Origin of the sequence: Sphingomonas molluscorum, assembly GCF_039522995.1 — a bacterium.
Taxonomy (GTDB): Bacteria; Pseudomonadota; Alphaproteobacteria; order Sphingomonadales; family Sphingomonadaceae; genus Sphingomonas; species Sphingomonas molluscorum.
The window spans coordinates 1-21,050 of the sequence record NZ_BAAAEL010000002.1 but is presented as its reverse complement, the minus strand read 5'-3'; the positions used below and the strand labels follow the sequence as shown (position 1 = coordinate 21,050).

The following is a 21,050-nucleotide window of genomic DNA, read 5'->3' as shown; positions in this document are numbered from 1 at the left end:
TTAAGCCTCCTCTACCTGATCGAGATATTCGCCGTATCCCTCGGACTCCATTTCATCGCGGGGGATGAAGCGGAGCGATGCTGAGTTGATGCAGTAGCGCAGACCGCCGCGGTCGGAAGGACCATCCGGGAACACGTGGCCGAGATGGCTGTCTGCGTGCACCGACCTGACCTCGGTCCGGACCATGCCGTGCGCGCTATCCCGCAGCTCGTTCACGTTTGCCGGAACGATCGGCTTGGTGAAGCTGGGCCAGCCGGAACCGGAGTCGAACTTGTCTGTCGAGGCGAACAGCGGCTCTCCCGATACGATGTCGACGTAGATGCCCGGCTCCTTGTTGTCGTTATACTCGCCCGTGAAGGGCCGTTCGGTGCCCGATTCCTGGGTGATCCGACGCTGCTCGGCAGTAAGGCGATCAACCGCTTCCTGCGATTTTTCGAACTTCATGATAGTCTCCTTTACTTATCTAAGAGGTCGAGACCCGGTGCCGCTATTTCGTCAGTGGTTGCGCAGATTATCGCAGCGCGGTCCGGAATTATCCAATGCGCTCTGCGTATAGTTTCCATAGCGCGGGAGCTCTTGGGCCTGCGTTCAGCTCCACGCGTATCCGGCTGCCAGATGCGCGATCTTCCGTATCTCTACCGGAGCCGTCGACCCGGATACCGTCGCCATGACGACCTCGCGCTCCAGTACAAAACCATCGATCGGCCGGGTGACGAGGCCGTGCGCGATGGCCGAGCGTTCCGGAAGGATGCATATGGAGTGACCGTCGGCGACCACCCGCTGCACCCAGTCGTCACGATCCGACCGGAAGCGGGGTTGCATGAGCGCACCACGTCGCGCGAAGTGATCGAAGATCTGATCGCGAAATTCGCATTTCAGGCGATCGACGAAAGGAAATTCGAGCAGGTTTTCCCCGCGCACGGTCTCACGGGCAGCCAGGGGATGGTTAGCCGAACAGCCGAGCACGAAGCGTTCCCGAAACAAGGGGTGCACATCCAGCTTGCGTTCCTGCCTTGTTTCACGCGGCAGGATGCACGCGTGGTACTTTCCCGAAAGCACTTCCGATGTATCCTCGTTCGCCTGGAGCGAGTGCAACCTGATCTCGATGGATGGCACTTCCGCTAACGCGCTTTCGAAGAACGCCGCGAACCCTTTTGGTCCGATGGTGGGCGCGATGGCGACATCGAGCACGCGGTGCCTCCCCATCGCCCAGTTTTCGGAGTGATCGCGGACGCTCTTCATCGCGGCCGCCATGCGCCGGAATTCGGCCTCCACGTCCAGGCCAAGACCGGTCAGGCGGCTGTTCTTTCCGTCGCGATGGATCAGTGGCCCGCCGAGTTCATCTTCGAGGCGACGGATCGCACGGGTCAGACTTGGCTGTGATACACCGCTCAGACGAGCAGCCGCTGTGAAGTTCAGCGTCTCGGCCAATCTGATGAAATAGCTGATCTGGTTGAGTTCCATTACCGTCGCCAATGAGCCCTGACTGATGCTGCATTCGTGCGATGGCCCCCGGAGCGATCCACACTGTATGCGCGACGCATATAATATGTGCATTGGGGGTTGTCTATATGCGTAACGCATATAAAGTATGCCGGGCGACTATCGGTGGCGGTGCGCTGCGCTCAGCTCCGCCCGGAAACTTCGGGAGAGCGATCGTCAAACCGCGTGCTGAAGGATCAATAGATATGTCAGAAAAAACATTCACGTTTATCAGTGGGGCTGGATCTCAGCTGTCCGGTCACCTCGAACGGCCCGAAGGAACGCCGCGGGGCTGGGCGATCTTCGCCCACTGCTTCACATGCGGGAAGGACAGTCGCGCCGCCGTTTACATCTCGCGTGCGCTCTCGCGTGCCGGCATCGGAGTGTTGAGGTTCGATTTTGCCGGGACCGGGATCGGCGGTGGGGCAGGGGAAGCTGTGAACTTCGCTTCGGACGTCGATGACCTTCGCGCGGCCGCCAAGGCGATGGCCGAGGCGGGCATGCCACCCTCCCTCCTGGTCGGTCACAGCCTGGGCGGAGCGGCTGTGATCGTGGCCGCAGCCGAACTACCCGACGTTGCGGCGGTGGCAACCATCGGCGCTCCGGCCGACCTTCAGCACATCCTGCGCTTCTTCGGACAGGAGGGCCTCGACGCCATCGCGCGGGAGGGCGAGGCCTCGGTGGAGATCGCCGGGAGACCGTTCCTGGTCAGCCGCGGGTTCTTAGATGCGGTTGAGGGGATCGATGTCGAGAAGGCCATCGCCTCCCTGCGACGTCCGGTGCTGGTCATGCACTCGCCGCTGGACCAGGTGGTCGGCATCGACCACGCGTCGCGCATCTTCCTGGCGTCGAGGCATCCGAAGAGCTTCATCTCGCTCGACAATGCGGATCACCTTCTCACCGATGCTGCAGACGCGAATTATGCCGCGGCTATGGTGGCGGCCTGGGCGAGCCGCTTTCTCCCACCGCTTACGGCGGATCTTCCGCAGGTCGAAATTGCCGAGGGCGTCGTCGCCACTGAAACCCTTGCCGGGAAATTCCAGCTCGATGTCCGCAGCGGCGAGCACAGTTTGATTGCCGATGAACCAGCATCGGTCGGCGGCCTCGGAACCGGGTTCTCACCCTTCGAACTGGTTTCCGCCGGCCTTGCGGCCTGCACAGTGATGACGATGCGTCTATATGCGGACCGCAAGGGCTTTCCGCTCGAACGGGCGAGCACGACCGTGCAGCACGAGAAGGTGCCGGACATGATGCCACCGGACCGTTTCACCCGCACCATCGTCCTCGATGGCCCGCTGAGTGATGATCAGCGTGCTCGGATCCTCGCGATCGCTGATCGATGCCCCGTCGATCTCACTCTCATCCGGGGCTCGGACGTACAGACCGAGCTCCTGGGCATCAGTCAGGCTGCGGATGCCGCGAGGCCGGCTTGACGGTGGAGCACATGGGGGAGGGCGCACCGAGTGTTGCCCAATCGCCTGCCGGCGATGAGGCGGCCGCGACAGAGCGAGCAATTCTCGCAGGCGGCTGCTTCTGGGGCGTGGAGGATCTGCTGCGCCGAGCCAGGGGCGTCCTGTCGACGCGTGTCGGGTACACAGGGGGCGAAATGCCCGATCCGACCTATGCGAGACATTACGGCCATGCGGAAGCGGTGGAGGTGACCTTCGATCCTTCCGTACTCAGCTATCGCTCCCTCCTGGAGCTCTTCTTCCAGATCCACGACCCCACGACTTACGAGCAGCAAGGCAGCGATGTCGGCCCCAGCTATCGGTCGGCAATTTTCTACACCAGCGACGTGCAGAAAGAGGTCGCTCTGGCGACGATCGCCGAGATCGAGGCGTCAGGACGCTGGCCTGGCCCGGTCTTGTCGGAGATCAATCCAGAGGAAATCTTTTGGGAGGCGGAGCCGGAGCACCAGAAATATCTGGCGCGCGATCCTGCGGGGTATAGCTGTCACTTCGCGCGCCCGACGTGGCGCCTGGATGGATCTGGCCGATGAGCAGGTTGGTAATGCCCCCGATGGGTCGTGCGGAAAAGGGTCGCAAGCACGGCGACCCGCTACGGGCCGCGCTACTGCCATGATGCCTGAGTTTATGATCGCTGGTCTTTGGGGCCTGGTGTCGGGCAGCGGACTTCTGGTTGGGGCGATCATAGCGGACACATTCTTCGGGCGGCTGACGCACCGCATGATTGCGGCGATAATGGGTTTCGGGGGCGGTGTGCTGATCGCCGTGGTAGGAACTGAACTGATCGGCGGGCAAGACCCGCCGGGCTTGGGACCGTTGGCGATATTCGGCCTGCTCGCCGGCGCCGCGATTTTCAGCGGCTCCAATTGGGACCTTGCTCGCCGTGGTGCAAAGCACCGCAAGCGGTGCGGTGAATGCGTGGAGCAGCCAAACGAGCAGGAGCACCATGGCAGCGGAGTCGCGATCGCGCTCGGCAGCGTCCTCGACGGGATCCCCGAGGCCCTTGTGATCGGGATGTCGGTCGCCGGCGGTGGCAGGATCAGCCTCGCCGTCGTCGCAGGCTTCTTTCTCGCCAACGTCCCACAGGGCCTCTCGAGCGCCTCGGGAATGAAGCTCGCGGGCCGGTCCCGACGCTACATCTACGCGGTGTGGATCGGCATTCCGCTGCTGGTCTGCATCGCCGCTGGCGCGGGGAACTTCGTTCTTGGCTCTGCAGAAACTCTGGCGCCGGCCATCCTCTCATTCGCGGCGGGCGCCGTGATCGCGATGCTCGCGGAGACCATGATCCCCGAAGCCTTCGAGAAGGCGCCGCCGTTCATCGGCTTGATCACGGTCATCGGCTTTCTCGCGGCGTATCTTCTCGCTCAGCATTGAGCCTTCGCCCTCGCGCGCCTCCCATCCTGCAACCCCGGATGCTCGCTCTCCTACGCGTCGTCGCTCTTTTCCCGGTCTACGCCTCGCTCGAGCAATTCGGCATCGATGGGGCAGTTCGTGCAACCCTCATAGCAGCACAGGCGGCAGATGCGGTATGACTGCTCGAGGCTCTCCAGGCGATTGCGCAGAACGCGTTCAGCGATATCGCACAGGATTTTCTGTTCGTCGGGATCGAGGATCGACAGCCCTTCAGCAATCACTTGATCGCGCGAGGCGAGGACAGCATCGCTCGCGACCTTCCCGGTTGCCGTAAGATAGAGGGATCGCGTGCGGCCGTCTGTCGAATGCTCTCTGCGCTCGATCAATCCCTCGGCCGCCAACCGGTCCACGAGGCGAACGGTTCCGGCATGTGAAAGCCCCACTCCGACCGCAAGCACGCGGATCGAGAGCCCGGGCTTGTGCGCGAGCAACGCCAGCGCCGAGGCGGCGGGTCCAGCTTCCGGTGCTCGCGATGAACTGGCGCGAACAATGTCGTCGCCGATCATGAGTGCGAACGCCCCGAAGACATTTCTATCTCGAAGTCCATCCATCACCACGGCTATATGTGCGCGGAGCATAGACAGCAAGCAATACCCTCTTCCTCCCGATCGGCATGGCTGTCGGATAAAGCTTTGCATTATAATGACTTAGAAGAATTTACGGCGATCGGTCGCGCGGAAAAACTGTTTCGGCTCATCAATGCCGAGGGTTCGGGCAATACCTGACGGCTATGGCGTGAGTCTGCGCGCCGGGTCGCATAGGCGGCGACGCAAGTCAGTCGCGAAGTCAGAGCCCGCAGGCGACAATCGATGTGCGCTCGGCAGCTATCGAAACAATACCTCAACGGCATTTCCGCTGGCGAAGGGTTTTCCGTAGTTTGCGGCAGTACCCCACACATGAAGCACGAAGAGGTCTCTCGACGTCGCGACGCGTAGCCTGTTTAGGAACTGTCAGATGAGCATTTACGACCGTTACGATTTTGTCGTCGCCGAGCATGACCGGAAGGACCTCGCTTTGCTCAGATGGGCGCTGGTCATCGTGTTTTTGTGGTTCGGCGGGATGAAGTTTACGGCGTATGAGGCAGCGGGCATCGCCCCATTCATTGGACATAGCCCGATGATGAGTTGGCTGGGCATGTTCGGTACGCAGGGGCAGAGCTATTTCATCGGCACTGTCGAGCTATCGACCGCCCTATTTCTGATCCTTGGTGCATTCCGCCCAATCTTCTCCGCCCTCGGCGCACTGATGTCGGCGGCGACCTATCTCATCACGTTGACCTTTCTCTTCACCACTCCAGGTGTGGCAGAGCCGACGGCCGGCGGCTTTCCAGCTATCTCGGCAGTACCAGGGCAATTTCTGCTGAAGGATGCGGTCTTGCTGGCGGCATCGCTGGTGCTGCTGTTTGCTTCGGTCCGGGACAGAAGCGCCCCTGAGCCTTCGTGAATGGCGTCCTCTCGTGACGATGGGCGCGCAAATCCTGCAGGATCTCCGCGGAGCATGGATACTCCGACGCGATATCCGGCCCGGAGTTGCTCACCTGCAGGGTGACGCGGTCTTCTCCCCTGCTGGCGAAGGCGCCCTCGCATATCGAGAGAGCGGCATCCTTACGCTGGCAGATGGCGGTGAATTCTCTTCCTACCGGCAGTATCTCTATCGCTCGAGCGGGGACTGTGTCGTTGTCGAGTTCGCAGACGGACCTGATATCGGGAAGCAGTTCCTCAGCTTGCGTTTCTCGCGGACGGACAGCGGCTTGGAAGCGAGTGACGTTCACATCTGCGGAGACGACACCTATCATGCGACCTACGGCATTCTGGGACCGACCGCCTTTGAGGTGATCATCACGGTCCAAGGGCCCGCAAAGGCATATGAGCTGGTCAGCCGATATTGCCGGCCGCCGCGCGATGCCACGATCGCGAGTTCCGCTCCGGAGATAATGAGTTGATGGGGCCTGGGCGGTCGCCATCGGCCAGTTCGGATGCTACTATCACTTCATGGAGATGCACCAGATCAGATACTTCCTCGCGACGGCGCAGACGCTTAATTTCACGCGGGCGGCCGACGAGTGCAACGTGTCGCAGCCGTCGCTGACCCGTGCGATACAAAAGCTCGAGGATGAGTTTGGCGGAGAACTGTTCCGCCGCGAGCGCAGCCGCACCCACCTGACTGATCTCGGACGACAGATGTTGCCGCATCTCGAGCGCACATTCGAAGCAGCCCGGGCCGCGACCCAACTTGCAAAGGGCCTGGGAAGGGCGGAAGTGGCGCCGCTGGCGCTTGGCGTAGATGCTGCAATTGAGTCCGACACGCTCGATCGGATCCTGGCAGAGCTTGCCGACTGTCTCCCGGGCTTCGAGCTTTCGCTTTCTAGCGGGTCGTCGGACGAACTGATCGAAGCCGCAATGAACGGTGCACTGGACCTGGTGGTCGTCGAACTCCCGGACAACGCGCCTGATCGCTTGGACGCCTGGCAGCTGTTCGACCATTGCTATCATATGGTCACACGTGCGGATCATCCGCTCGCGGGAGGGGGGATGCCGTCGCTGCTTTCGGTGCGCGATGAGTCCTGGATCGATCACGAGGGCAACGGGTGCGCCCGGCTCAAGAGCATCGCGGCCTCGCACGGCTTCGTGCCAGTCGTCCGGCACCGCGCCACCGACATGGCTCAGCTGAAGCAGCTGGTGATCTCGGGGCTCGGCAGCGCCTTCATACCGCGGCCTCGGGACGACGAGCGCCTATGTGCCTTCAGGTTTGCCGATGTCGAGGTCCGGCGCGACGTCGTCTTGGGGGCGGTGGCTGGTCGCAAGCGCAGCATCGCCGCAGATGCCTTCGTGCGTGCGTCACGCGCGCGCAGTTGGGCGGCGGCTGCCACTTGAGCCGAAGTGCCGCGAATAAGAGTTCTGCACTATCGCAGGCCCGTCACGAAGTCGCCGGAACCTGGCCGGCTCAGCGCATTGCCGCGATGAACGCGACGATGTCCTTTGGCTCGGGTCGTACTCGGAAGTCCGGGTCGACATGTGCGTAGCGGATGTTGCCATCCCCGCCGACGACGAATGTTGCCGGGATTGGCAGGAAGCCCCCATCGCTTCCGTAGATGGCCGCAAGATCGATCCCGATCTCCAGATACCTGCGCTTCAGTTCCTGGCCGATCGGAAAGGCAAGCCCGCAGGCCAACGCCGCCCCGTGGTCGACGTCGCAGAGCGCCGTCGCGTTCGGTCCGATTATGTCCTGTATGGTGCCAGCCCCTTCGCCAGTCTCCCCCGCCACGACGATCAGCTTCCCGCCCAGTTCTTCAAGAGCAGGCACGGCAGCTGCCCAAGATTGCAGTTCGTACACGCAGTACGGACACCATCTTCCACGATTGAAGCTGATGACAAGCGGCCGTGCGTCCTGAAGCTGCTTGATCGAACGGTAGCGGCCCGACGAGTCGGGAAGCGAGAAGTCCGGGAACGCCTCACCGACGCGAGGCACCACTTTCCCTACGTTCAGGCCCTGTAATCGGGCGATAAAGCTATCATAAAAGGACGCGAAGCCCAGTCCCGCGACGGCGGCGTCAGCATCTGGGCTGGACAGCAGGCGGATGGTGGTCATGCCGTGCAAGATAGCGTCGAAATGCGCGGGTGGCACAGCGCCAAATAGCATGGGTCATGCCAAACCTCCGATCGCAGCGGCAGGCGACGCAAATCCCGGCGCAAATTGTGCGACCTAGCGCGAGCGATCTGTCTTGCACACTGCCCGCCAGCCACTCAACAACATGTCGACTTCGCCCGAGCATTCGACCTCTGATGACGGAATTGCGACCCGTCAGCGATCGGGCGCGACCATCACCTGGGATCAGGCTCGCCTCTCGAACGTGAGCAGCATGACTGCGGCCGCGGTCAACGATAGCATTATCGCGCCGACGAGGACGGCCGAGATCAGCGGATCGTGGACCTGCCCGACGATGGCGCGCCAGAGCAGGCTCACCAGACCCGTCACGCCCGCTGCAAAGAGAATCGAGACGGCAATCGAAGCGCGCTGCAGCACGCGGAAAAGACGCGCATTCTTGGCTTCCAACCTCCTGCAAGCCTCGGAGATTATGTTCATGTGCGGCTGTCTTCCGGTAACGGAGTGGATTTCAAATTTGCGCTGCAGGTGAGAGCGGACGGGCGCATTCCGAGCGAAGCCAGGTTTCTTGCGCGCTGCTGAAGCCAGCCTCCTGCAAGGTCTGCGTCTGCTGGAGGACCTCTGGGCCGTGCCGATGGAGAGAGTTGACGAACGCGCGGAGCGCTTCGAGCCGCGCATCAGCCAGCGCCCAGTTTGCCTGCTTTCCCGTGGTAAACTCGTCGATCTTGAAAAGGGCCCGCGCCAGGTGGCTTCGGGACGCGGAAGTTCGGCCTTTCTCGCTCCGGGCCAGCGCGATAACTGTCAGTTCCAACGACGTGAAGATTAAGGCGCCGCATGGCAGGACCTCCGCCTCGATCGCATCGATGGACTGCATCAGCATGGCGTGAGCTCCGTGTTTCTTCTGTGGGGAGACTTCATTTATCCTGACATTTTACGCCAGCGACAGGTCGCTTATTTCGCCAGTCATTGCGTAGACTATCGCAGTGCGGTCCGGATTTGGCCAATGTGCTCTGCGTATAGTTTTCATAGCACAGGAGCTCTGCGCTCGTCGTTCAGCTCCACCTTTAGGCGGCAGCCAACTGGGCGATATTGCGTATTTCGGCCAGCGCGGTGGACCCAGAAACCATCGCGATAACCACTTTGCGCTCCAGGACGAACCCATCGATCGGCCGGAGTTGCTAGTCCGTGCGCCGTCGCCGACCGGCGGGGCCAGTGCCAGTCCATTGCGGCGCTGGCAGAGTAAGCGAAGCTCCCTATTGTTGGGGATTCATGGCGTGGATGGCGCGTCGCGAGCGGCGGCTCTGGCCGGGAGCACAACCTTGGCGAAGTTCGCCCTTATATAGTCGAGCTTCGGATCGATGTAGCGTCTGCAGAACGGCCTCTCCGGATCGGTCGCATAATAGTTTTGATATCGTGCGTCCGAAGGTTTGAACCCACGGAACGGCAGGACCGCCGTCGACAGCGGCTTCTCGAAAGAGCCCCTCAACGAGGCGAGCACGTCCCTTAGTTGGGGCGCCTGGCCGTCCTCGAATGTGTAGACAGCACTGCGGTATTTCCCGCCTGGCTCAAAGGTCTTCGTGGCAGAGTGGGTCCTGAGGTGGATCTCCAGCAATGTCGCGAGTTCGATCGCCTCCGGGTCGAAATGAACCACGACCGCCTCGGCCCAGGTGTCGGAGGGGGCATCCGAGCGGATGAAGCCTTGATCGACCTGCTGCACGCCGCGAATAGCCTGGAAAACACCCTCGGTGCACCAGTGGCACCCTCCGCCGAAGCCGATCTTCTCCATCACGGTTCCTCGAATAATTGGTGAGCAGGGGGGGTGAGATGGCCGCCGCTGCCGCGCGTCACGACGTTTTCACGTTTAGACCCCGGAAGCGCGACCTTGGCCCGGCTCTCCCGCGAGTTCGCGCCACGGTTACAGCACATCCTCGCCTTGAAGTATATGCTCGACGCATATATTAGGAAGTATGCGGTCGATGCGCAACATGAATGTGTTCGGGGCGCTGGCACTGTTGTTGGCAGACGAGATCGTGCGCTCCGCGAGTGCCCAAGCACCCGAGGTGGGCCCCGCATCGTCTGCGTTGGCGCTCCTTCACCACGAACCTGGCCTGTCCATCCGCAAACTCGCGGCGGGAGTCGCCCTCTCACACGCCGGCGCAGTGCGACTGGTAGACCGGCTCGTCGCCGAGGGTCTGGTGGAGCGCCGCGGGCACGAGAGCGACGGGCGGGCCAGATTGCTTCACCTGACGGCGGCCGGCGAAACGACGAGCATGGCGGTGCTTCAAGCTCGCAACGCTACGCTCGCGCGCGCCCTGACTGTGCTCAATGACGACGAGGTCGCGATGCTTGGGTCACTTTCGGAGCGCATGCTGCGCGCACTCCTGGGCAACGAAGAACACGCCTACCGCGTGTGCCGTCTGTGCGACTATTCGAGTTGCCGCTGCTGCCCGGTAGATGAGGAGCTTGGCAGCCGCGAGGCTGCTCGCGCCTGAGATGGGGCTGCGGAACGCACGTCCGAGTGCCTCCCGGCAAATTGGCGCTGCCGGCGACTCATCTGGCGCCGTCCAACGTACTGGCAAAGAGAGCGAGCACGATCCGCCCGGCCAGGACGATGCGAGCCTCAAACGCCTGCTGGAAGCCCTGGAGGCGGATTACGACCATCTCCTCGCGAGGCTGACCGGTACGCTCCGCTCCCCGGATGCCGCGTCCGAAGCACTTCACGACGCGTATCTCAAGCTCGAGCGCGGTGCGGTTGTCGGCGATGTACGGCATCCGCTATCCTACCTTTACCGGATGGCCATCAACCTCGCGAAGAACCGGCGCCGCCATGAGATGCGGTTTACACCGGCGGACGCGGCTGCCGCTCTTGATCTCGCCGACGATGCGCCCGACCCCGAGCGCGCGGCCAGCGCGAGGAGAACATTATCGCGCGTGTTCGATATGCTGGAAGCACTGCCGACCCAGCGCCGCGACATCTTCCTGGCGGCGTGGCGTGACGGAAAGACGCAGGTGCAGATTGCGGGGGAGTTTCGTCTGCACAAGCGGACGGTCCAGAAGGAACTGGCTCGTGCCGAGCGGGATCTGAGAACGGCCCTTTGCGGCGAGGGCAGGGACGCAGCGTCGCAACGGTCGGGGTCACGTTAACCTCTCAATGCATTAGGGGCTGGCACTCGGCGCCCACGCGAGCCCAGCCGGTTCGCCTGACCGGCCCTCAAGGAAAATAGCATCGCACGACCGCCTTCGGCGGCCGCCAGGTGTCAGAGTGAAAGGGAGTAACAGGGTCTTCACGCCACGCCCGGACATGGCGCCCATATTGGGTGCCACACTCAGGCGCCGTGGGGACTATTGGGAACGGCGTAAGGCCGCATTCCGCGTCCGTAGCCAGCCCATTGTCCCTTGGGGGTCGCAATGGCGGCATGGCGCGCGTGACAGTGGGCGAGAGCGTTGGTGCGCAGATTTCGCGGACCCGGCACTGCGAGCCGGAACCGCCGGGCAGAACCACGCGACGGACTGGCCGGACCTATGCGCGCCCGCAACCCTGTCTCGCGCCGTGGCAGGTCCAGCTGGCGAAGAAAATCATGGCGGCGCGCGTCGGTGAAACGATGCAGGTTTCGGAGCTGTCCTGTGCCTGTCGGTTATCGATGAGCTATTTCGTTCGGGCCTTCACCAGCACCGTCGGCATTTCTCCCTACAGCTGGTTCATCGGCCAGCGCGTGCTGCGGGCAATGATACTTCTTTCCCATTCCCCAATGCCCATCGCCGAGATCGCGCTCGAATGCGGCTTCGCGGATCAAAGCCACTTCACCAACACATTCGTCCGGCGCGCCGGCAAGACACCGCGTCAATGGCGGCAAGAGGCGACACGTGCGCAACCACCGACCGCTCCCGCACCGGGGGACGGCGCATTGGCCGCATCATTTCAAGCCGAGGTTTCTCGCCGTGGGGACTCCAGTCAGAGCGCCGCGCGCAGCTCGGCAATCCGTGCCGTGCAATCCTCGTGCACCAGACGACCGAGCTCGTCGACGCGCTCGGCCAACCAGTTCAGTTCCTCTTCCGTGATCCGGTAATGCTTCGAGAAGCGCGCCTTCACATAGGCGTCCTTGAGCTTGGCAAAGCGCGCCCTCGCGCGGGCGTTGTCGCGCGGCCAGGCTTCGAAGAGATGGTTGGATTCGCGTTCCGCCTGCGTCCGGAGAAAAGCGAGGTTGTGAACGTGCGGCGTGTAGAAGGTCATCACCAGGAGCACGCAGTGGTATAGCCGCTCGCAAGCTTGGTGCAGCGTGAAGGCGGCGTCGCGATGCTCTTTCTGCGATAGGTAGAAATGGAAGCCCTTTTGGGCGCTCACGGCTAGCGAAAACCATTCCTCGAAATATTCCGTCGCCGCGTCGTAAGCCTGCTGTGGTGTCTTCGGCTTGGGCTGGTGGAGCTCGCTGTCTTCGGATTGGTAGAGGGCAATGCCGTCGCGAGCGACGTCGATGAAGAAGGATCGCCCGTGCGCGAGGCCATCATTCACCTCCTGAAGGGTGTGGACGATGAAGTTGACGGGCGTCTTGAGGTTCTGGGTGATGCTGCGCTCGCGGTTGAGGCGCTCCTCCGCCCTTTCCCAGTAGGCGACGCGGTCGGTCAGCTCTTTCTGGTTGACGATGACGAGCAAATCGAAGTCCGATTGATACCCTTTGGCGGTGTGCGGTTCGTCGACCCAGCCGCCGCGGGCATATGATCCGTACAGAATGATCTTATGGATCCGTCCAAGTTTCCGGTCGCCTTCGGGCTTCCCATGTGCGTCTTCGAATTCCTCGAAGAGGATCTGCACCACGCGGTCGAGTTCGCGCCGCTTGTTTGCCGGAAGGTGATCGAGTTCAGTTCGCATGATGTTCCGGTTCTAGCTCCTTGTGGCTTTGCCGCAATCCCGATCAGCCGAGCCGAGCCTGTAGCTCGCGTAGCAGCCAGGACCCCGCCCGTCCGAGCGCGCGATTCCGCATGTGGGCGGCATAGATCATCAGCGGTCCGGTCGCGGCGGCCGGATCGTCTTCAATCGTCAAAGCAACCAGGCGACCATCGACCAGATGTCGCGCGATGAGATGCTCAGGCATCCGGCACCATCCCAGACCCGCGAGCAAGAAATCCAGTCGCCGTGCGAGGTCCACGAACCGCCAGGCTCTGGTGCCAATGATGCCGTAGTTAGGGCCATCGGGTGCGGCCGGGTCGGAGAGGACGAGCTGGATATGCTCATCCAGGTCGCCGGCCGTCACCGGGCGGTTCAATTTGGCGAGGGGATGGGCAGGCGACACCACGGGCACGAGGTCGATCCCGAGCAACGGCAGCGCCGCAGTGTCATCGGGTACGCTTGGCAACAGGATACAGAACGCCAGTGCCGCGTCCCCGCTTCGTAGCCGTCGCTCGGCTCCGCCTAACCCCTCGGTAGAAAAACTGACCGGAAGGAATGGGAACTCGGCGCGCAGCGCATGCAAGCTGTCGATGAAGGCAGCGGTGGGCACCAGCGGATCGATCGCGACTGCCAGCTCGGCCTCGATCCCCTCGCGCGTGCTCGAGGCCATGGCTTCGAACCGGGCGGCGCTCGCAAGGACCGAGCGCGCTTGTGCCACCAGCACCCGGCCCACATCGGTCAGAACGGGCCGGAAGCCCGATCGGTCGAACAACGTCACCCCCTGCGTGTCCTCCAGCGTCGCAACAGCCTGGCTTATCGCGGATTGCGCGCGTCCGAGCCTGCGCCCTGCGGCGGAGAAGCTGCCTGTCTCGGCGATGGTCGTGAGAACGCGGAGTTGGTCCAGCGTGAAGTTCCCGATCATCCATCACTCCAGCCGATAAAGATCATCACATCTTTATCACTCCTGCGATGATCGTCCAGTGGGCATATAGCTCTCATGCAACCCACCTTCTTCATCAATCACGGCGGCGGGCCCTGCTTCTTCCTGGAACCGGGGCCGATGCGCGATACGTGGCGCGAGCTGGAGACCTATCTGCGCGGATTCCTCGCGACGCTGACGGAGCAGCCGCGCGCCATCCTCGCCATATCCGGGCATTGGGAAGAGGACGTGCCGACCGTCAACACCGGCGCGCATCCGTCGCTCCTATTCGACTATGGCGGGTTTCCCGATCACACCTACCGTCTGACTTGGCCCGCGCCGGGCGCCCCGGCAATTGCGGCACGGGTACGCGAGCTGTTGTCGGATGCCGGCATTGCCAACGGCGCGGAGCATGCGCGGGGCTGGGATCACGGCATCTTCGTGCCACTCAAGGTCATGGTGCCCGAAGCCGACATTCCGTTGGTGCAGCTTTCACTGCAGCGTGGTCTCGATCCGGCCGCCCACCTTGCGATCGGGCGGGCGTTGAAGCCGCTGCGCGACGAGGGCGTGCTGATCCTCGGCAGCGGCCAGTCATACCACAACATGCGCGGCTTTTTCGGCGGCGGAGCGGTAGACGAGAAGGCAGAGGCATTCGACGCCTGGCTGCGCGCCGCCATGATCGATGGCGCGACGCGCGACGAAGCTCTGATCCGCTGGGAAGACGCCCCGCATGCCCGCGTGGCTCAGCCCCATGAGGACCACCTGCTGCCTCTGATGATCGCGGCAGGCGCGGCGTCGGGCGAGACCGGCGTCATTCACTTCCACGGCCATGCTCTCGGCAAGCCGATATCCGGTTTCCGTTTCGGCTGATCGATTCTCAAGAAGGAATAATCATGACCAAGCTTCTCGTTGTCGAAACCAGTCCCCGCGGGGATAATTCGATCTCGCGCAACATGACACGTCGCTTCGTCGCCGAATGGCGGACGGCACACCCGGATGGCGAAGTCGTCGAGCGCGACCTGACGGAAACCAACCTCCAGTTCATCGACGCGCCGTGGCTCCAGGCCTATTTCACGCCGCCCGAGCAACACTCGCCCGAGATGAAGGCCGAACTGCGCCTGTCTGACGAACTCGTCGGCGAACTGCTCGCCTGCGACCACCTGGTGATCGCGACCCCGGTCTATAACTACAACGTGCCTGCCAAGCTCAAGGCCTGGATCGACAACATCGTGCGCAAGGGGCTGACGCTCGGCTTCGACGGCAAGGGCCTCGTCACCGGCAAGATCGCCACAGTGTTGATGGCAAGCGGCGGCGTCTACACCGAAGGTTCGCCGATCCGCGACCGCGATATCGCCACGCAGTATCTCCGCATGGTCCTTGGCGTGATAGGCATCACCGACGTTACCGTCGTCGCCGGTGGCGGTGCGAAGGCGGTCGATATGCGCGAGACAACGATGGAGGGGTTTATCGAAACCCTTCAATCCGAGCTTGAGGCCGCCGCTGCCTGAGCGAGCCAATGGGCTGCGTGCTTGCATGCAGCTCATTGGCTAAACCGACTGTCCGCCTTTCCGCGAACGCTGACCCGCAGGGAATGGTCGATAGTCGTCGCACGATGGTTGCGTGTTCAATCTCTCTAACGCGCCAACTTAACGGCCACGGGCAGTCGGGCAGGCAGGCGCAACGCGATCCCCAGGAGCACGAAACCAAACGACGTTGAAAGGCAGCTTATCGCTCAACGCCTGAAAGGCGCCTGTGTGCTTCCGGCGCGGCTTCGTGGCAATGCGCCCTATACAGTCGTGTCGCCTCGCCTGTACCGACCCTGGAAGCAGCCGGTCTTTAAATTCGGTCGCGGATGGCCCGAATGGCTGCCTAGGTTGCCAAGCGCCCGCATGCGGTCATAATCATTGTGTGGTCAAGATCTTCGTCGGCGTGACGCATAAGCCCTGGTTCGACTTCCTTGCCGGCATTGCTCCGGACGAGGTCAATTTCTGGCAACCCTCAGGCTCGGGCGAATTCAAGGCACTGCAACCCGGCGACCTGTTCCTGTTCAAATTGAAGGGCAAGGATGCCGCGATCGCTGGCGGCGGGGTGTTCGGCCATGCCTCCTTGGCGCCGCTGTCGCTGGCCTGGGAGGCCTTTGGTCCCAAGAACGGCAATGCCTCGCTCGCCGAGATGCGCGCGACGATCGTTGCGCTGCGCCGCGAGTCCGCGCCGCTTCGACCCCGTGAGGATCCGGTGATCGGCTGCAGGATCCTGACCGAACCATTTTTCTGGCCGCGGGCGTCGTGGATCCCGGTGCCCGACAGCTTCTCGCGCAACATCGTCGTCGGCAAAGGCTATGCCACCGACACCGAGGAAGGCCTGCGGCTGTGGGAGGCGGTGAGCGAGCGGCTCGCCGCGACACCGGCGGCGCCGCTTCCGGTCTCGGGCGAGCGCTACGGCCAGCCGGTGCTCATGCGCCAGCGGCTGGGGCAGGGCGCATTCCGGCTCGCGGTGACCGATGGCTATGGCCGGCGCTGCGCGGTCTCCGGCGAGAAGACGCTGCCGATCCTCGATGCCGCGCATATCCGCAGCTATGGCGATGGCGGCGACCATGACCTCGCCAATGGCCTGTTGCTGCGCACCGACATCCACCGCCTGTTCGACCTCGGCTATGTCACCGTCACCGAGCGCCGGACTTTCGCGGTGAGCGAACGGCTCAAGGCCGACTTCGATAATGGCGTGCATTATTACGCGATGCAGGGGACCGAGATCGCCGCCCCGCGCCGCGGCTTTGCGCCGCCGGCGCCCGAAGCGCTGCAATGGCACCGGGAGCACCGCTATCTGGGTTAGGACTGGTCGTCGGCGGCCCGGCGGTGCGGTAGGCCGGGCATCGGTTTCTTCGCCGTGATCGCCCAGAGATCGCGCGGAATGTCGAGCACCGCATCATTGTCGCTGAATATCAGTCCGCCATAGAGCAGGAACCGCCACATCGTCAGCGACGGATCGTCGATCGCCTGCTGGCCCTCGTACAGGATCAGGCCGTCGCCAAGGTTGCCGCGGGCGTAGCCGGCGCTGCGACCGACGAAGAGGTTGCGCAGGATCGCGTCCTGTCCGGCGGTGACGAGGCCAGTGCTCACCGCATAATGCTGCGGGACCGTGATATCCCAATGCGCCCGGGCGAGGCCCTTGGCGACATAGCGCAGATAGTCGAGCAGCCGGTCATGGTCATAGGGAATGCCGAATGAGCTTTGCTCGGTCTCGGATTCGGTCCAACGCACACCGACCTGACCCTCGGCAAGTTCACGGTGGAGCTTCTTGTTCTTGGCCAGTCGCCGCGGCACTTGCTGTTCGAGCATCGGCGCCGACAAGGGATGGTTGCCGGCGAAGGGCAGAATCGTCGCGAGATAATGCTCGATTTTCGATTTCTCGCTGTTGCACGGTGCGCAGGCCGCGACCTGGGGCAAATCGTCGCGCAGCGTCTCGGGGAAGAAGCTGCGCGCGAAGACATGGTCGGCGGTGCTTCCCGGTGCGCCGCAATAGGCGCAGATGCCCGACTTGAAGCGCTTGCCCATGGCTCAGGCGCCGTTCGATACGCGGAGCCCGCCGACTATCACTCAGCCGAACTCGCCATAGCCGACGACCCCGCGATAGGTTCCGAGCGAACGGGATAGGATGATCTTGTCATCCGTGTCCTCTTCGTCCCTTTTCTGCTCCTCGCGGCCGACGGCGAGCGACAAGTAGAAGAGGGCTGCCCGGGCCAGCGACATCATCCGATAGGTCGATTGCCGAAATTCGAGCATCGTGCGCGTCTCGATGATACCGGTCGGAAGCGTGGTATCGACCTCGCGTAGCACGACGCAGCGATGCTCAAGGGCGTTTCGGAGCTGGTTGAGCTCTGCGGCATCGGGCGCAATCGCGTCGATATCCGCTGGTTCGGCGGCAAGGAGGTCGAGCGACAGCCAGTATAATCCGCGCAGCGGGAGATTGGGGCGGTCGGCGAACTCCCTGCGGACCTGACCCTTGGTTGGCCAGACAGTGCGCAAGCTGAGGCGATTGGGGTCGTCACCGAGCTTGAAATAGCCATTCAGGAAGCCGGCGATCTTGTCCAGCAGGCCATATGCCATGCGAAATGCGATGCGTTGCTTCTCGACCTTGAGTCCGAACGCATGAAAGTCGAGCGTATCGACGAGAAGCAGATCCCGGTCCGCAAAATGGCGATCGTTGCCGTCGATCGATTCGAAGAGCATCAGGCGCGCTGCTGCAAACTCCTGCTTCATCTGATTGTACCATGCGATGAAATGCGGAGGTTCGTCGAAGCTGCCCCGGTGCGGAGGCAAACCGAAGGGGTCTGCTGCAGCGATGGCGTGCGGACCGAGCACGCTCAGGGGCGACAGGAACAACTGATTTTCGAGCGCCCAACGGCGAAATCGTTTCTCCGTCTTGGTTCGGCCAAGCGAAAACCCGTCGACGTCGATGGCGCGCGGCCGGTTGTGCGCGATTACCGCGGTTAGCCAGTCCAGCCAGCGCTGATATAAGTCGATTGCCCCTGGATAGTCGTTGTCCCAGAAGGCATCCGGTGCAAGCGCCCGCTGGATGTCCACTGCCGCCGCCTGCATCAGGACGATCGCATTTCCTGCATCGTAGAGTTGTCGCGCCAGCTCGGCGCGCGCGATTCCGCGATTTCCGAGTGCCACGGCGAAGCGCGGAATCTGGTCGAGCGCCTGATCATAAAGCTGGAGGGCCTCGATGCTACGACCCAAGCTGTTCAGCGTGTTCGCCAGATTGGTCAGGATCTGGGTGCGGCACTCCGGTCCAACAGCCGCGAACCCTGCAGTCGCCTTTGCACGCCTGAGATACAGAATCTGGCGCTCGCGATGCGGCTGCCGCCATTTCCAGCTTTGGGCATCGGTGGTGTCCTGGAGTGCGGCTTGCACATTGCTGCGATAGTACCAGAGCCGGGCTTCTTCCTCGCTCGAAGCCTTGAGCATCGCCGCGCAACGCTTGTCGAGCGCCTCCAGCTCCTGCTGGTTGGCGGCCTCGATCGCTGCGTCGATCGCGATCGCCAGCGCATCGACTTTCGCGATTCGGGCCGACTTTGCCGGTGGCCGCCGCGTCATCCGGTCCCAGCGTTCGCGTTCTGGAAATCCGCCAGGAAATTCGCGGCCGCCTCGTTCATATCGTCCTCGAGCTGCAGGCGCTTGAACCGGTACAGCAGCGGCACGATCAGCGGGCTCGACGCGCGGCGGTAGTAAATCGCATTCTGGAATTCGCGTGACTGCGCGAGGCAATGGTCTGCATCACACTCGCCCGCGAGCGCCCGCGCCCACAGCGTCTTGGCGGCACGCAGATGCTCCTCGAGCGAGTCCGCCGTATCATTCTGGCGATAATATTCACGCGCGGCCCAAGTAAGGATCGGGCTCGCAGGCGCCATGGTCAGCACCCAGTCGCTCAGTTTCAGATCCTGCACAAAGCCGCCAACGAACAGCAGCAGCAGGATCGCGCTTGCGATTGAGACGACGATCGTCCCGTAGCTGCGGCGGAGCTGACTGTCGTATCGCAGGTTCGTTCGCTGGCAGATAATCCGCGCCAGATGCAGCGGCGCCTGTCCAGCTGCAACCGGGTACCAATCGCGTAGCCGGCTGTCGTCCTTATGACGCGCATAGGCTCTGGCAGCGGCGTGAATGTCCTCGATCTCGAGCGGATCGCCGGCGTTGAACCGGTCCCAAGGCAGCGCCAGAACGGCGCAATCGAAGCTTTCGCCGACTTTCGCAGCGCGCTTGATCAAAAGCTTTTGCCGACGGTCGAGGACAAGGACGTCAAGGGCAGTGATCAGCAACGCCAGCGCGGCGATCGGCGCGCGCGCGGACGGAATGAATAGGACGAGGATCGCCCCAAGCGCTGGGATCAGGAGCGTCAGAATCAGCTGGGCGACGAGGATACGCGACGCAAGGGCATACATACGCGACCGAGCACGCATCAGCTTGAGCTGCGGCTCTTCATTCTGGAGCGTCGGTATTGCGTTGCCGGTCATCGCGTCAGCCATAGGCCGGAAAGTGGTTGGGGATAAGCTGCGACCATCGCGCAAAGGCATCAGCGGTTTTGCCGGCAGCGGCAAATTTCTCGGCCTCCTGCGCACGTGCGAGCGCCCAGTCGAGGCGCTTGACGATGGCCTCCATCTGCTCGGTCGTATTGATGTGCTGCGCGACATCGTCGGAGTAGCCGGCCGGGTCGGCCAGCCTAGTTCTGATCTTGGCGCGCGCCTTGTCGAAAAAATACCGGACACCGCTCGGAAAGCTCGAGATCGTGACATTGGTGAGAATGTCGAGGGCGAGGGTTTCTAGATGGAAGGATTTGAGCAGGCTCCGGCTCGCATTCCAGCCCTTCAGCATCTTGAGCAGCGGAACCAGATCGCCATTATGGGCCTTGTTGGCCTGGCTCCAGATTTCGACATGCCGTTTGGGGTCTGTGGAGATCCAGCACGGTCCGCTCGTATCCGGGATAAGATATCCGCCGCCCTTGCGGTGGAATCCCGGAACGACGTCCACCTTGAAGTCGGTGAACGTGATCGTCACGGCGTGGCCATCAGGGCGGATTTTCGGCGTTTTCGTATAGGTCTTGAGCAGCGATGCGCGGACGGCATTGAGGAGGCCGGTCTGTCCCTGCGCAGCATAATATTTGGGGTCGAGAACGACGAAGATATCGACGTCCGCCTCTTTCAGAGGCGAGATCATCGTGCTGCGCCGGTAGGAACCGGTCAGAAAAGAATCGAGCACTACGAAGTCTTTTTCGAGCACCGAACGAATAGAAGTCTGACGCGTCGATACCGTCTTCTCCTGAAGATCGGTGATCTGCAGGTTGGAACGTAAAACGCGGAAGGCTTCGTCGATCGTTCTGGCCATGTCACGGCATAACGCGAGACCGCTGTTTGGCCAACGCGCTTCGCAGTCGTTCGCGTCGGGCACCGTACTTTTGTGACGGTGATGAGAGGGGTTGATCAGGGATCAACTGAGCTTGTCCGGTTCGCCGTCGTATGACGAAATTGGGCCAGGGAGCAGCCTCATTTGGCCCTTGGCCTATGAGATTGGTCGTAGCGCGCTCCGCAAGCGGCCAAAGCGAAGTCGGCTCAGCAGGGCAGCGCGCAAGACCTGATAATCGGCTATCCGCCCTTATCAATCACACTGACAGAGCACGTTTGGAAAAAGGAGGGGAGGGAGAGGGTCATCCAGGAGCGACTAGGGTCAGGACCCATTGATGTGAGCGTCGCGATCTGATTCAGGCTCCGCAAGGAGACCGGGATGAG

25 protein-coding genes are annotated in these 21,050 nt (G+C 62.5%); 12 read left to right on the top strand and 13 right to left on the bottom strand.

What is annotated here, in order from left to right; all coding sequences use genetic code 11:
- Positions 1-444 carry a peptide-methionine (R)-S-oxide reductase MsrB gene (msrB, locus tag ABDZ92_RS04525; RefSeq protein WP_168847358.1) on the bottom strand — a complete coding sequence of 148 codons (444 nt, stop codon included), beginning with the start codon at positions 442-444 and terminating at the stop codon, positions 1-3.
- Positions 445-588: 144 nt separating this feature from the next.
- Entirely contained in the window at positions 589-1,464 is an 876-nt protein-coding gene (locus ABDZ92_RS04520; protein ID WP_168847359.1) for a LysR family transcriptional regulator, read from the bottom strand.
- Between the two features lie 224 nt (positions 1,465-1,688).
- Between ABDZ92_RS04520 and ABDZ92_RS04515 the strand changes: the two genes are divergently transcribed.
- The 3 genes from ABDZ92_RS04515 (at position 1,689) to ABDZ92_RS04505 (ending at position 4,322) form a co-directional block, all read left to right on the top strand.
- Positions 1,689-2,915: a bifunctional alpha/beta hydrolase/OsmC family protein gene (locus ABDZ92_RS04515; RefSeq protein ID WP_425542278.1), complete on the top strand. Its 1,227-nt coding sequence runs from the start codon at positions 1,689-1,691 to the stop codon at positions 2,913-2,915.
- Positions 2,822-3,481, top strand: coding sequence for a peptide-methionine (S)-S-oxide reductase MsrA (gene msrA / locus ABDZ92_RS04510; protein WP_425542277.1), 660 nt, complete (start codon positions 2,822-2,824; stop codon positions 3,479-3,481). The genes ABDZ92_RS04515 and msrA overlap by 94 nt, the downstream gene beginning before the upstream one ends.
- A 79-nt stretch (positions 3,482-3,560) precedes the next feature.
- Positions 3,561-4,322, top strand: coding sequence for a ZIP family metal transporter (locus ABDZ92_RS04505; protein WP_343761782.1), 762 nt, complete (start codon positions 3,561-3,563; stop codon positions 4,320-4,322).
- 50 nt (positions 4,323-4,372) lie between these two features.
- On the opposite strand, the gene ABDZ92_RS04500 is transcribed toward ABDZ92_RS04505, so the two are convergent.
- The gene (locus ABDZ92_RS04500) at positions 4,373-4,867 is read right to left on the bottom strand and encodes a MarR family winged helix-turn-helix transcriptional regulator (protein ID WP_247650907.1); all 495 of its coding nucleotides are present in this window, start codon (positions 4,865-4,867) and stop codon (positions 4,373-4,375) included.
- Positions 4,868-5,315: 448 nt separating this feature from the next.
- On the opposite strand from ABDZ92_RS04500, the gene ABDZ92_RS04495 reads away from it, so the two are divergent.
- Genes ABDZ92_RS04495 through ABDZ92_RS04485 form a run of 3 tightly spaced genes read left to right on the top strand, consistent with a single transcriptional unit; the run spans position 5,316 to position 7,234 of the window.
- Complete coding sequence (locus ABDZ92_RS04495; protein WP_168847361.1) at positions 5,316-5,804, top strand: YkgB family protein; 489 nt, start codon at positions 5,316-5,318, stop codon at positions 5,802-5,804.
- Positions 5,805-5,823: 19 nt separating this feature from the next.
- Positions 5,824-6,303 (top strand): DUF6314 family protein, encoded by a 480-nt coding sequence (locus ABDZ92_RS04490; protein ID WP_343762098.1) that lies wholly within the window; start codon positions 5,824-5,826, stop codon positions 6,301-6,303.
- A 49-nt stretch (positions 6,304-6,352) separates the two neighbouring features.
- On the top strand, positions 6,353-7,234 hold the full coding sequence (locus ABDZ92_RS04485; protein WP_343761778.1) for a LysR family transcriptional regulator: 882 nt from the start codon (positions 6,353-6,355) through the stop codon (positions 7,232-7,234).
- Positions 7,235-7,304: 70 nt separating this feature from the next.
- On the opposite strand, the gene ABDZ92_RS04480 is transcribed toward ABDZ92_RS04485, so the two are convergent.
- The 4 genes from ABDZ92_RS04480 to ABDZ92_RS04465 form a co-directional block, all read right to left on the bottom strand.
- On the bottom strand, positions 7,305-7,949 hold the full coding sequence (locus tag ABDZ92_RS04480; RefSeq protein ID WP_343761776.1) for a peroxiredoxin-like family protein: 645 nt from the start codon (positions 7,947-7,949) through the stop codon (positions 7,305-7,307).
- 243 nt (positions 7,950-8,192) lie between these two features.
- The gene (locus ABDZ92_RS04475) at positions 8,193-8,444 is read right to left on the bottom strand and encodes a hypothetical protein (protein WP_343761774.1); all 252 of its coding nucleotides are present in this window, start codon (positions 8,442-8,444) and stop codon (positions 8,193-8,195) included.
- 31 nt (positions 8,445-8,475) lie between these two features.
- Entirely contained in the window at positions 8,476-8,844 is a 369-nt protein-coding gene (locus ABDZ92_RS04470; RefSeq protein WP_343761772.1) for a hypothetical protein, read from the bottom strand.
- 387 nt (positions 8,845-9,231) lie between these two features.
- Positions 9,232-9,750 carry a peptide-methionine (S)-S-oxide reductase gene (locus tag ABDZ92_RS04465; protein WP_168847366.1) on the bottom strand — a complete coding sequence of 173 codons (519 nt, stop codon included), beginning with the start codon at positions 9,748-9,750 and terminating at the stop codon, positions 9,232-9,234.
- Positions 9,751-9,940: 190 nt separating this feature from the next.
- Here ABDZ92_RS04465 and ABDZ92_RS04460 point away from each other — a divergent pair, with 190 nt between their 5' ends.
- From ABDZ92_RS04460 to ABDZ92_RS04450, 3 genes are all read left to right on the top strand, one after another.
- Positions 9,941-10,456: a MarR family winged helix-turn-helix transcriptional regulator gene (locus ABDZ92_RS04460; RefSeq protein ID WP_343761768.1), complete on the top strand. Its 516-nt coding sequence runs from the start codon at positions 9,941-9,943 to the stop codon at positions 10,454-10,456.
- A complete protein-coding gene (locus ABDZ92_RS04455) occupies positions 10,428-11,108 on the top strand; it encodes an RNA polymerase sigma factor (RefSeq protein WP_343761766.1) in 681 nt (226 codons plus the stop codon). The genes ABDZ92_RS04460 and ABDZ92_RS04455 overlap by 29 nt, the downstream gene beginning before the upstream one ends.
- Before the next feature lie 272 nt (positions 11,109-11,380).
- A complete protein-coding gene (locus tag ABDZ92_RS04450; protein ID WP_343761764.1) occupies positions 11,381-12,031 on the top strand; it encodes a helix-turn-helix domain-containing protein in 651 nt (216 codons plus the stop codon).
- Here the strand turns inward: ABDZ92_RS04450 and ABDZ92_RS04445 are convergent.
- On the bottom strand, positions 11,917-12,831 hold the full coding sequence (locus tag ABDZ92_RS04445; RefSeq protein ID WP_343761763.1) for a nucleotidyltransferase: 915 nt from the start codon (positions 12,829-12,831) through the stop codon (positions 11,917-11,919). The genes ABDZ92_RS04450 and ABDZ92_RS04445 overlap by 115 nt on opposite strands.
- A 43-nt stretch (positions 12,832-12,874) precedes the next feature.
- A complete protein-coding gene (locus ABDZ92_RS04440; protein ID WP_343761761.1) occupies positions 12,875-13,771 on the bottom strand; it encodes a LysR family transcriptional regulator in 897 nt (298 codons plus the stop codon).
- Positions 13,772-13,846: 75 nt separating this feature from the next.
- Between ABDZ92_RS04440 and ABDZ92_RS04435 the strand changes: the two genes are divergently transcribed.
- The 3 genes from ABDZ92_RS04435 to ABDZ92_RS04425 all read left to right on the top strand — a co-directional run bounded on the left by ABDZ92_RS04435 (position 13,847) and on the right by ABDZ92_RS04425 (position 16,600).
- A complete protein-coding gene (locus tag ABDZ92_RS04435; protein WP_168847371.1) occupies positions 13,847-14,638 on the top strand; it encodes a DODA-type extradiol aromatic ring-opening family dioxygenase in 792 nt (263 codons plus the stop codon).
- 23 nt (positions 14,639-14,661) lie between these two features.
- Positions 14,662-15,276: an FMN-dependent NADH-azoreductase gene (locus ABDZ92_RS04430; RefSeq protein WP_343761756.1), complete on the top strand. Its 615-nt coding sequence runs from the start codon at positions 14,662-14,664 to the stop codon at positions 15,274-15,276.
- A 400-nt stretch (positions 15,277-15,676) separates the two neighbouring features.
- A complete protein-coding gene (locus ABDZ92_RS04425; protein ID WP_343761754.1) occupies positions 15,677-16,600 on the top strand; it encodes an HNH endonuclease in 924 nt (307 codons plus the stop codon).
- Here the strand turns inward: ABDZ92_RS04425 and ABDZ92_RS04420 are convergent.
- The 4 genes from ABDZ92_RS04420 to ABDZ92_RS04405 are packed head-to-tail and all read right to left on the bottom strand — an operon-like array spanning position 16,597 to position 20,649.
- On the bottom strand, positions 16,597-17,322 hold the full coding sequence (locus ABDZ92_RS04420) for an HNH endonuclease (RefSeq protein ID WP_343761752.1): 726 nt from the start codon (positions 17,320-17,322) through the stop codon (positions 16,597-16,599). The genes ABDZ92_RS04425 and ABDZ92_RS04420 overlap by 4 nt on opposite strands.
- A 42-nt stretch (positions 17,323-17,364) precedes the next feature.
- Complete coding sequence (locus ABDZ92_RS04415) at positions 17,365-18,867, bottom strand: LA2681 family HEPN domain-containing protein (RefSeq protein WP_343761750.1); 1,503 nt, start codon at positions 18,865-18,867, stop codon at positions 17,365-17,367.
- Positions 18,864-19,793 carry an S-4TM family putative pore-forming effector gene (locus ABDZ92_RS04410; RefSeq protein ID WP_343761748.1) on the bottom strand — a complete coding sequence of 310 codons (930 nt, stop codon included), beginning with the start codon at positions 19,791-19,793 and terminating at the stop codon, positions 18,864-18,866. The genes ABDZ92_RS04415 and ABDZ92_RS04410 overlap by 4 nt, the downstream gene beginning before the upstream one ends.
- Positions 19,786-20,649, bottom strand: a complete 864-nt coding sequence (locus tag ABDZ92_RS04405; protein ID WP_343761747.1) for a CBASS oligonucleotide cyclase — start codon at positions 20,647-20,649, stop codon at positions 19,786-19,788. The genes ABDZ92_RS04410 and ABDZ92_RS04405 overlap by 8 nt, the downstream gene beginning before the upstream one ends.
- Between the last annotated feature and the right edge of the window lie 401 nt (positions 20,650-21,050).

Bases quoted from the DNA above. Each gene is read 5' to 3' on its own strand.
- msrA (WP_425542277.1), top strand. From the start codon at position 2,822: ATGCCCCGTCGATCTCACTCTCATCCGGGGCTCGGACGTACAGACCGA.
- ABDZ92_RS04445 (WP_343761763.1), bottom strand. From the start codon at position 12,831: ATGCGAACTGAACTCGATCACCTTCCGGCAAACAAGCGGCGCGAACTC.
- ABDZ92_RS04405 (WP_343761747.1), bottom strand. From the start codon at position 20,649: ATGGCCAGAACGATCGACGAAGCCTTCCGCGTTTTACGTTCCAACCTG.
- msrB (WP_168847358.1), bottom strand. From the start codon at position 444: ATGAAGTTCGAAAAATCGCAGGAAGCGGTTGATCGCCTTACTGCCGAG.
- ABDZ92_RS04485 (WP_343761778.1), top strand. From the start codon at position 6,353: ATGGAGATGCACCAGATCAGATACTTCCTCGCGACGGCGCAGACGCTT.
- ABDZ92_RS04415 (WP_343761750.1), bottom strand. From the start codon at position 18,867: ATGACGCGGCGGCCACCGGCAAAGTCGGCCCGAATCGCGAAAGTCGAT.
- ABDZ92_RS04420 (WP_343761752.1), bottom strand. From the start codon at position 17,322: ATGGGCAAGCGCTTCAAGTCGGGCATCTGCGCCTATTGCGGCGCACCG.
- ABDZ92_RS04505 (WP_343761782.1), top strand. From the start codon at position 3,561: ATGATGCCTGAGTTTATGATCGCTGGTCTTTGGGGCCTGGTGTCGGGC.
- ABDZ92_RS04520 (WP_168847359.1), bottom strand. From the start codon at position 1,464: ATGGAACTCAACCAGATCAGCTATTTCATCAGATTGGCCGAGACGCTG.
- ABDZ92_RS04465 (WP_168847366.1), bottom strand. From the start codon at position 9,750: ATGGAGAAGATCGGCTTCGGCGGAGGGTGCCACTGGTGCACCGAGGGT.
- ABDZ92_RS04410 (WP_343761748.1), bottom strand. From the start codon at position 19,793: ATGGCTGACGCGATGACCGGCAACGCAATACCGACGCTCCAGAATGAA.
- ABDZ92_RS04480 (WP_343761776.1), bottom strand. From the start codon at position 7,949: ATGACCACCATCCGCCTGCTGTCCAGCCCAGATGCTGACGCCGCCGTC.
- ABDZ92_RS04495 (WP_168847361.1), top strand. From the start codon at position 5,316: ATGAGCATTTACGACCGTTACGATTTTGTCGTCGCCGAGCATGACCGG.
- ABDZ92_RS04450 (WP_343761764.1), top strand. From the start codon at position 11,381: ATGGCGCGCGTGACAGTGGGCGAGAGCGTTGGTGCGCAGATTTCGCGG.
- ABDZ92_RS04430 (WP_343761756.1), top strand. From the start codon at position 14,662: ATGACCAAGCTTCTCGTTGTCGAAACCAGTCCCCGCGGGGATAATTCG.
- ABDZ92_RS04470 (WP_343761772.1), bottom strand. From the start codon at position 8,844: ATGCTGATGCAGTCCATCGATGCGATCGAGGCGGAGGTCCTGCCATGC.
- ABDZ92_RS04500 (WP_247650907.1), bottom strand. From the start codon at position 4,867: ATGATCGGCGACGACATTGTTCGCGCCAGTTCATCGCGAGCACCGGAA.
- ABDZ92_RS04490 (WP_343762098.1), top strand. From the start codon at position 5,824: ATGGGCGCGCAAATCCTGCAGGATCTCCGCGGAGCATGGATACTCCGA.
- ABDZ92_RS04435 (WP_168847371.1), top strand. From the start codon at position 13,847: ATGCAACCCACCTTCTTCATCAATCACGGCGGCGGGCCCTGCTTCTTC.
- ABDZ92_RS04440 (WP_343761761.1), bottom strand. From the start codon at position 13,771: ATGATCGGGAACTTCACGCTGGACCAACTCCGCGTTCTCACGACCATC.
- ABDZ92_RS04475 (WP_343761774.1), bottom strand. From the start codon at position 8,444: ATGAACATAATCTCCGAGGCTTGCAGGAGGTTGGAAGCCAAGAATGCG.
- ABDZ92_RS04515 (WP_425542278.1), top strand. From the start codon at position 1,689: ATGTCAGAAAAAACATTCACGTTTATCAGTGGGGCTGGATCTCAGCTG.
- ABDZ92_RS04460 (WP_343761768.1), top strand. From the start codon at position 9,941: ATGCGCAACATGAATGTGTTCGGGGCGCTGGCACTGTTGTTGGCAGAC.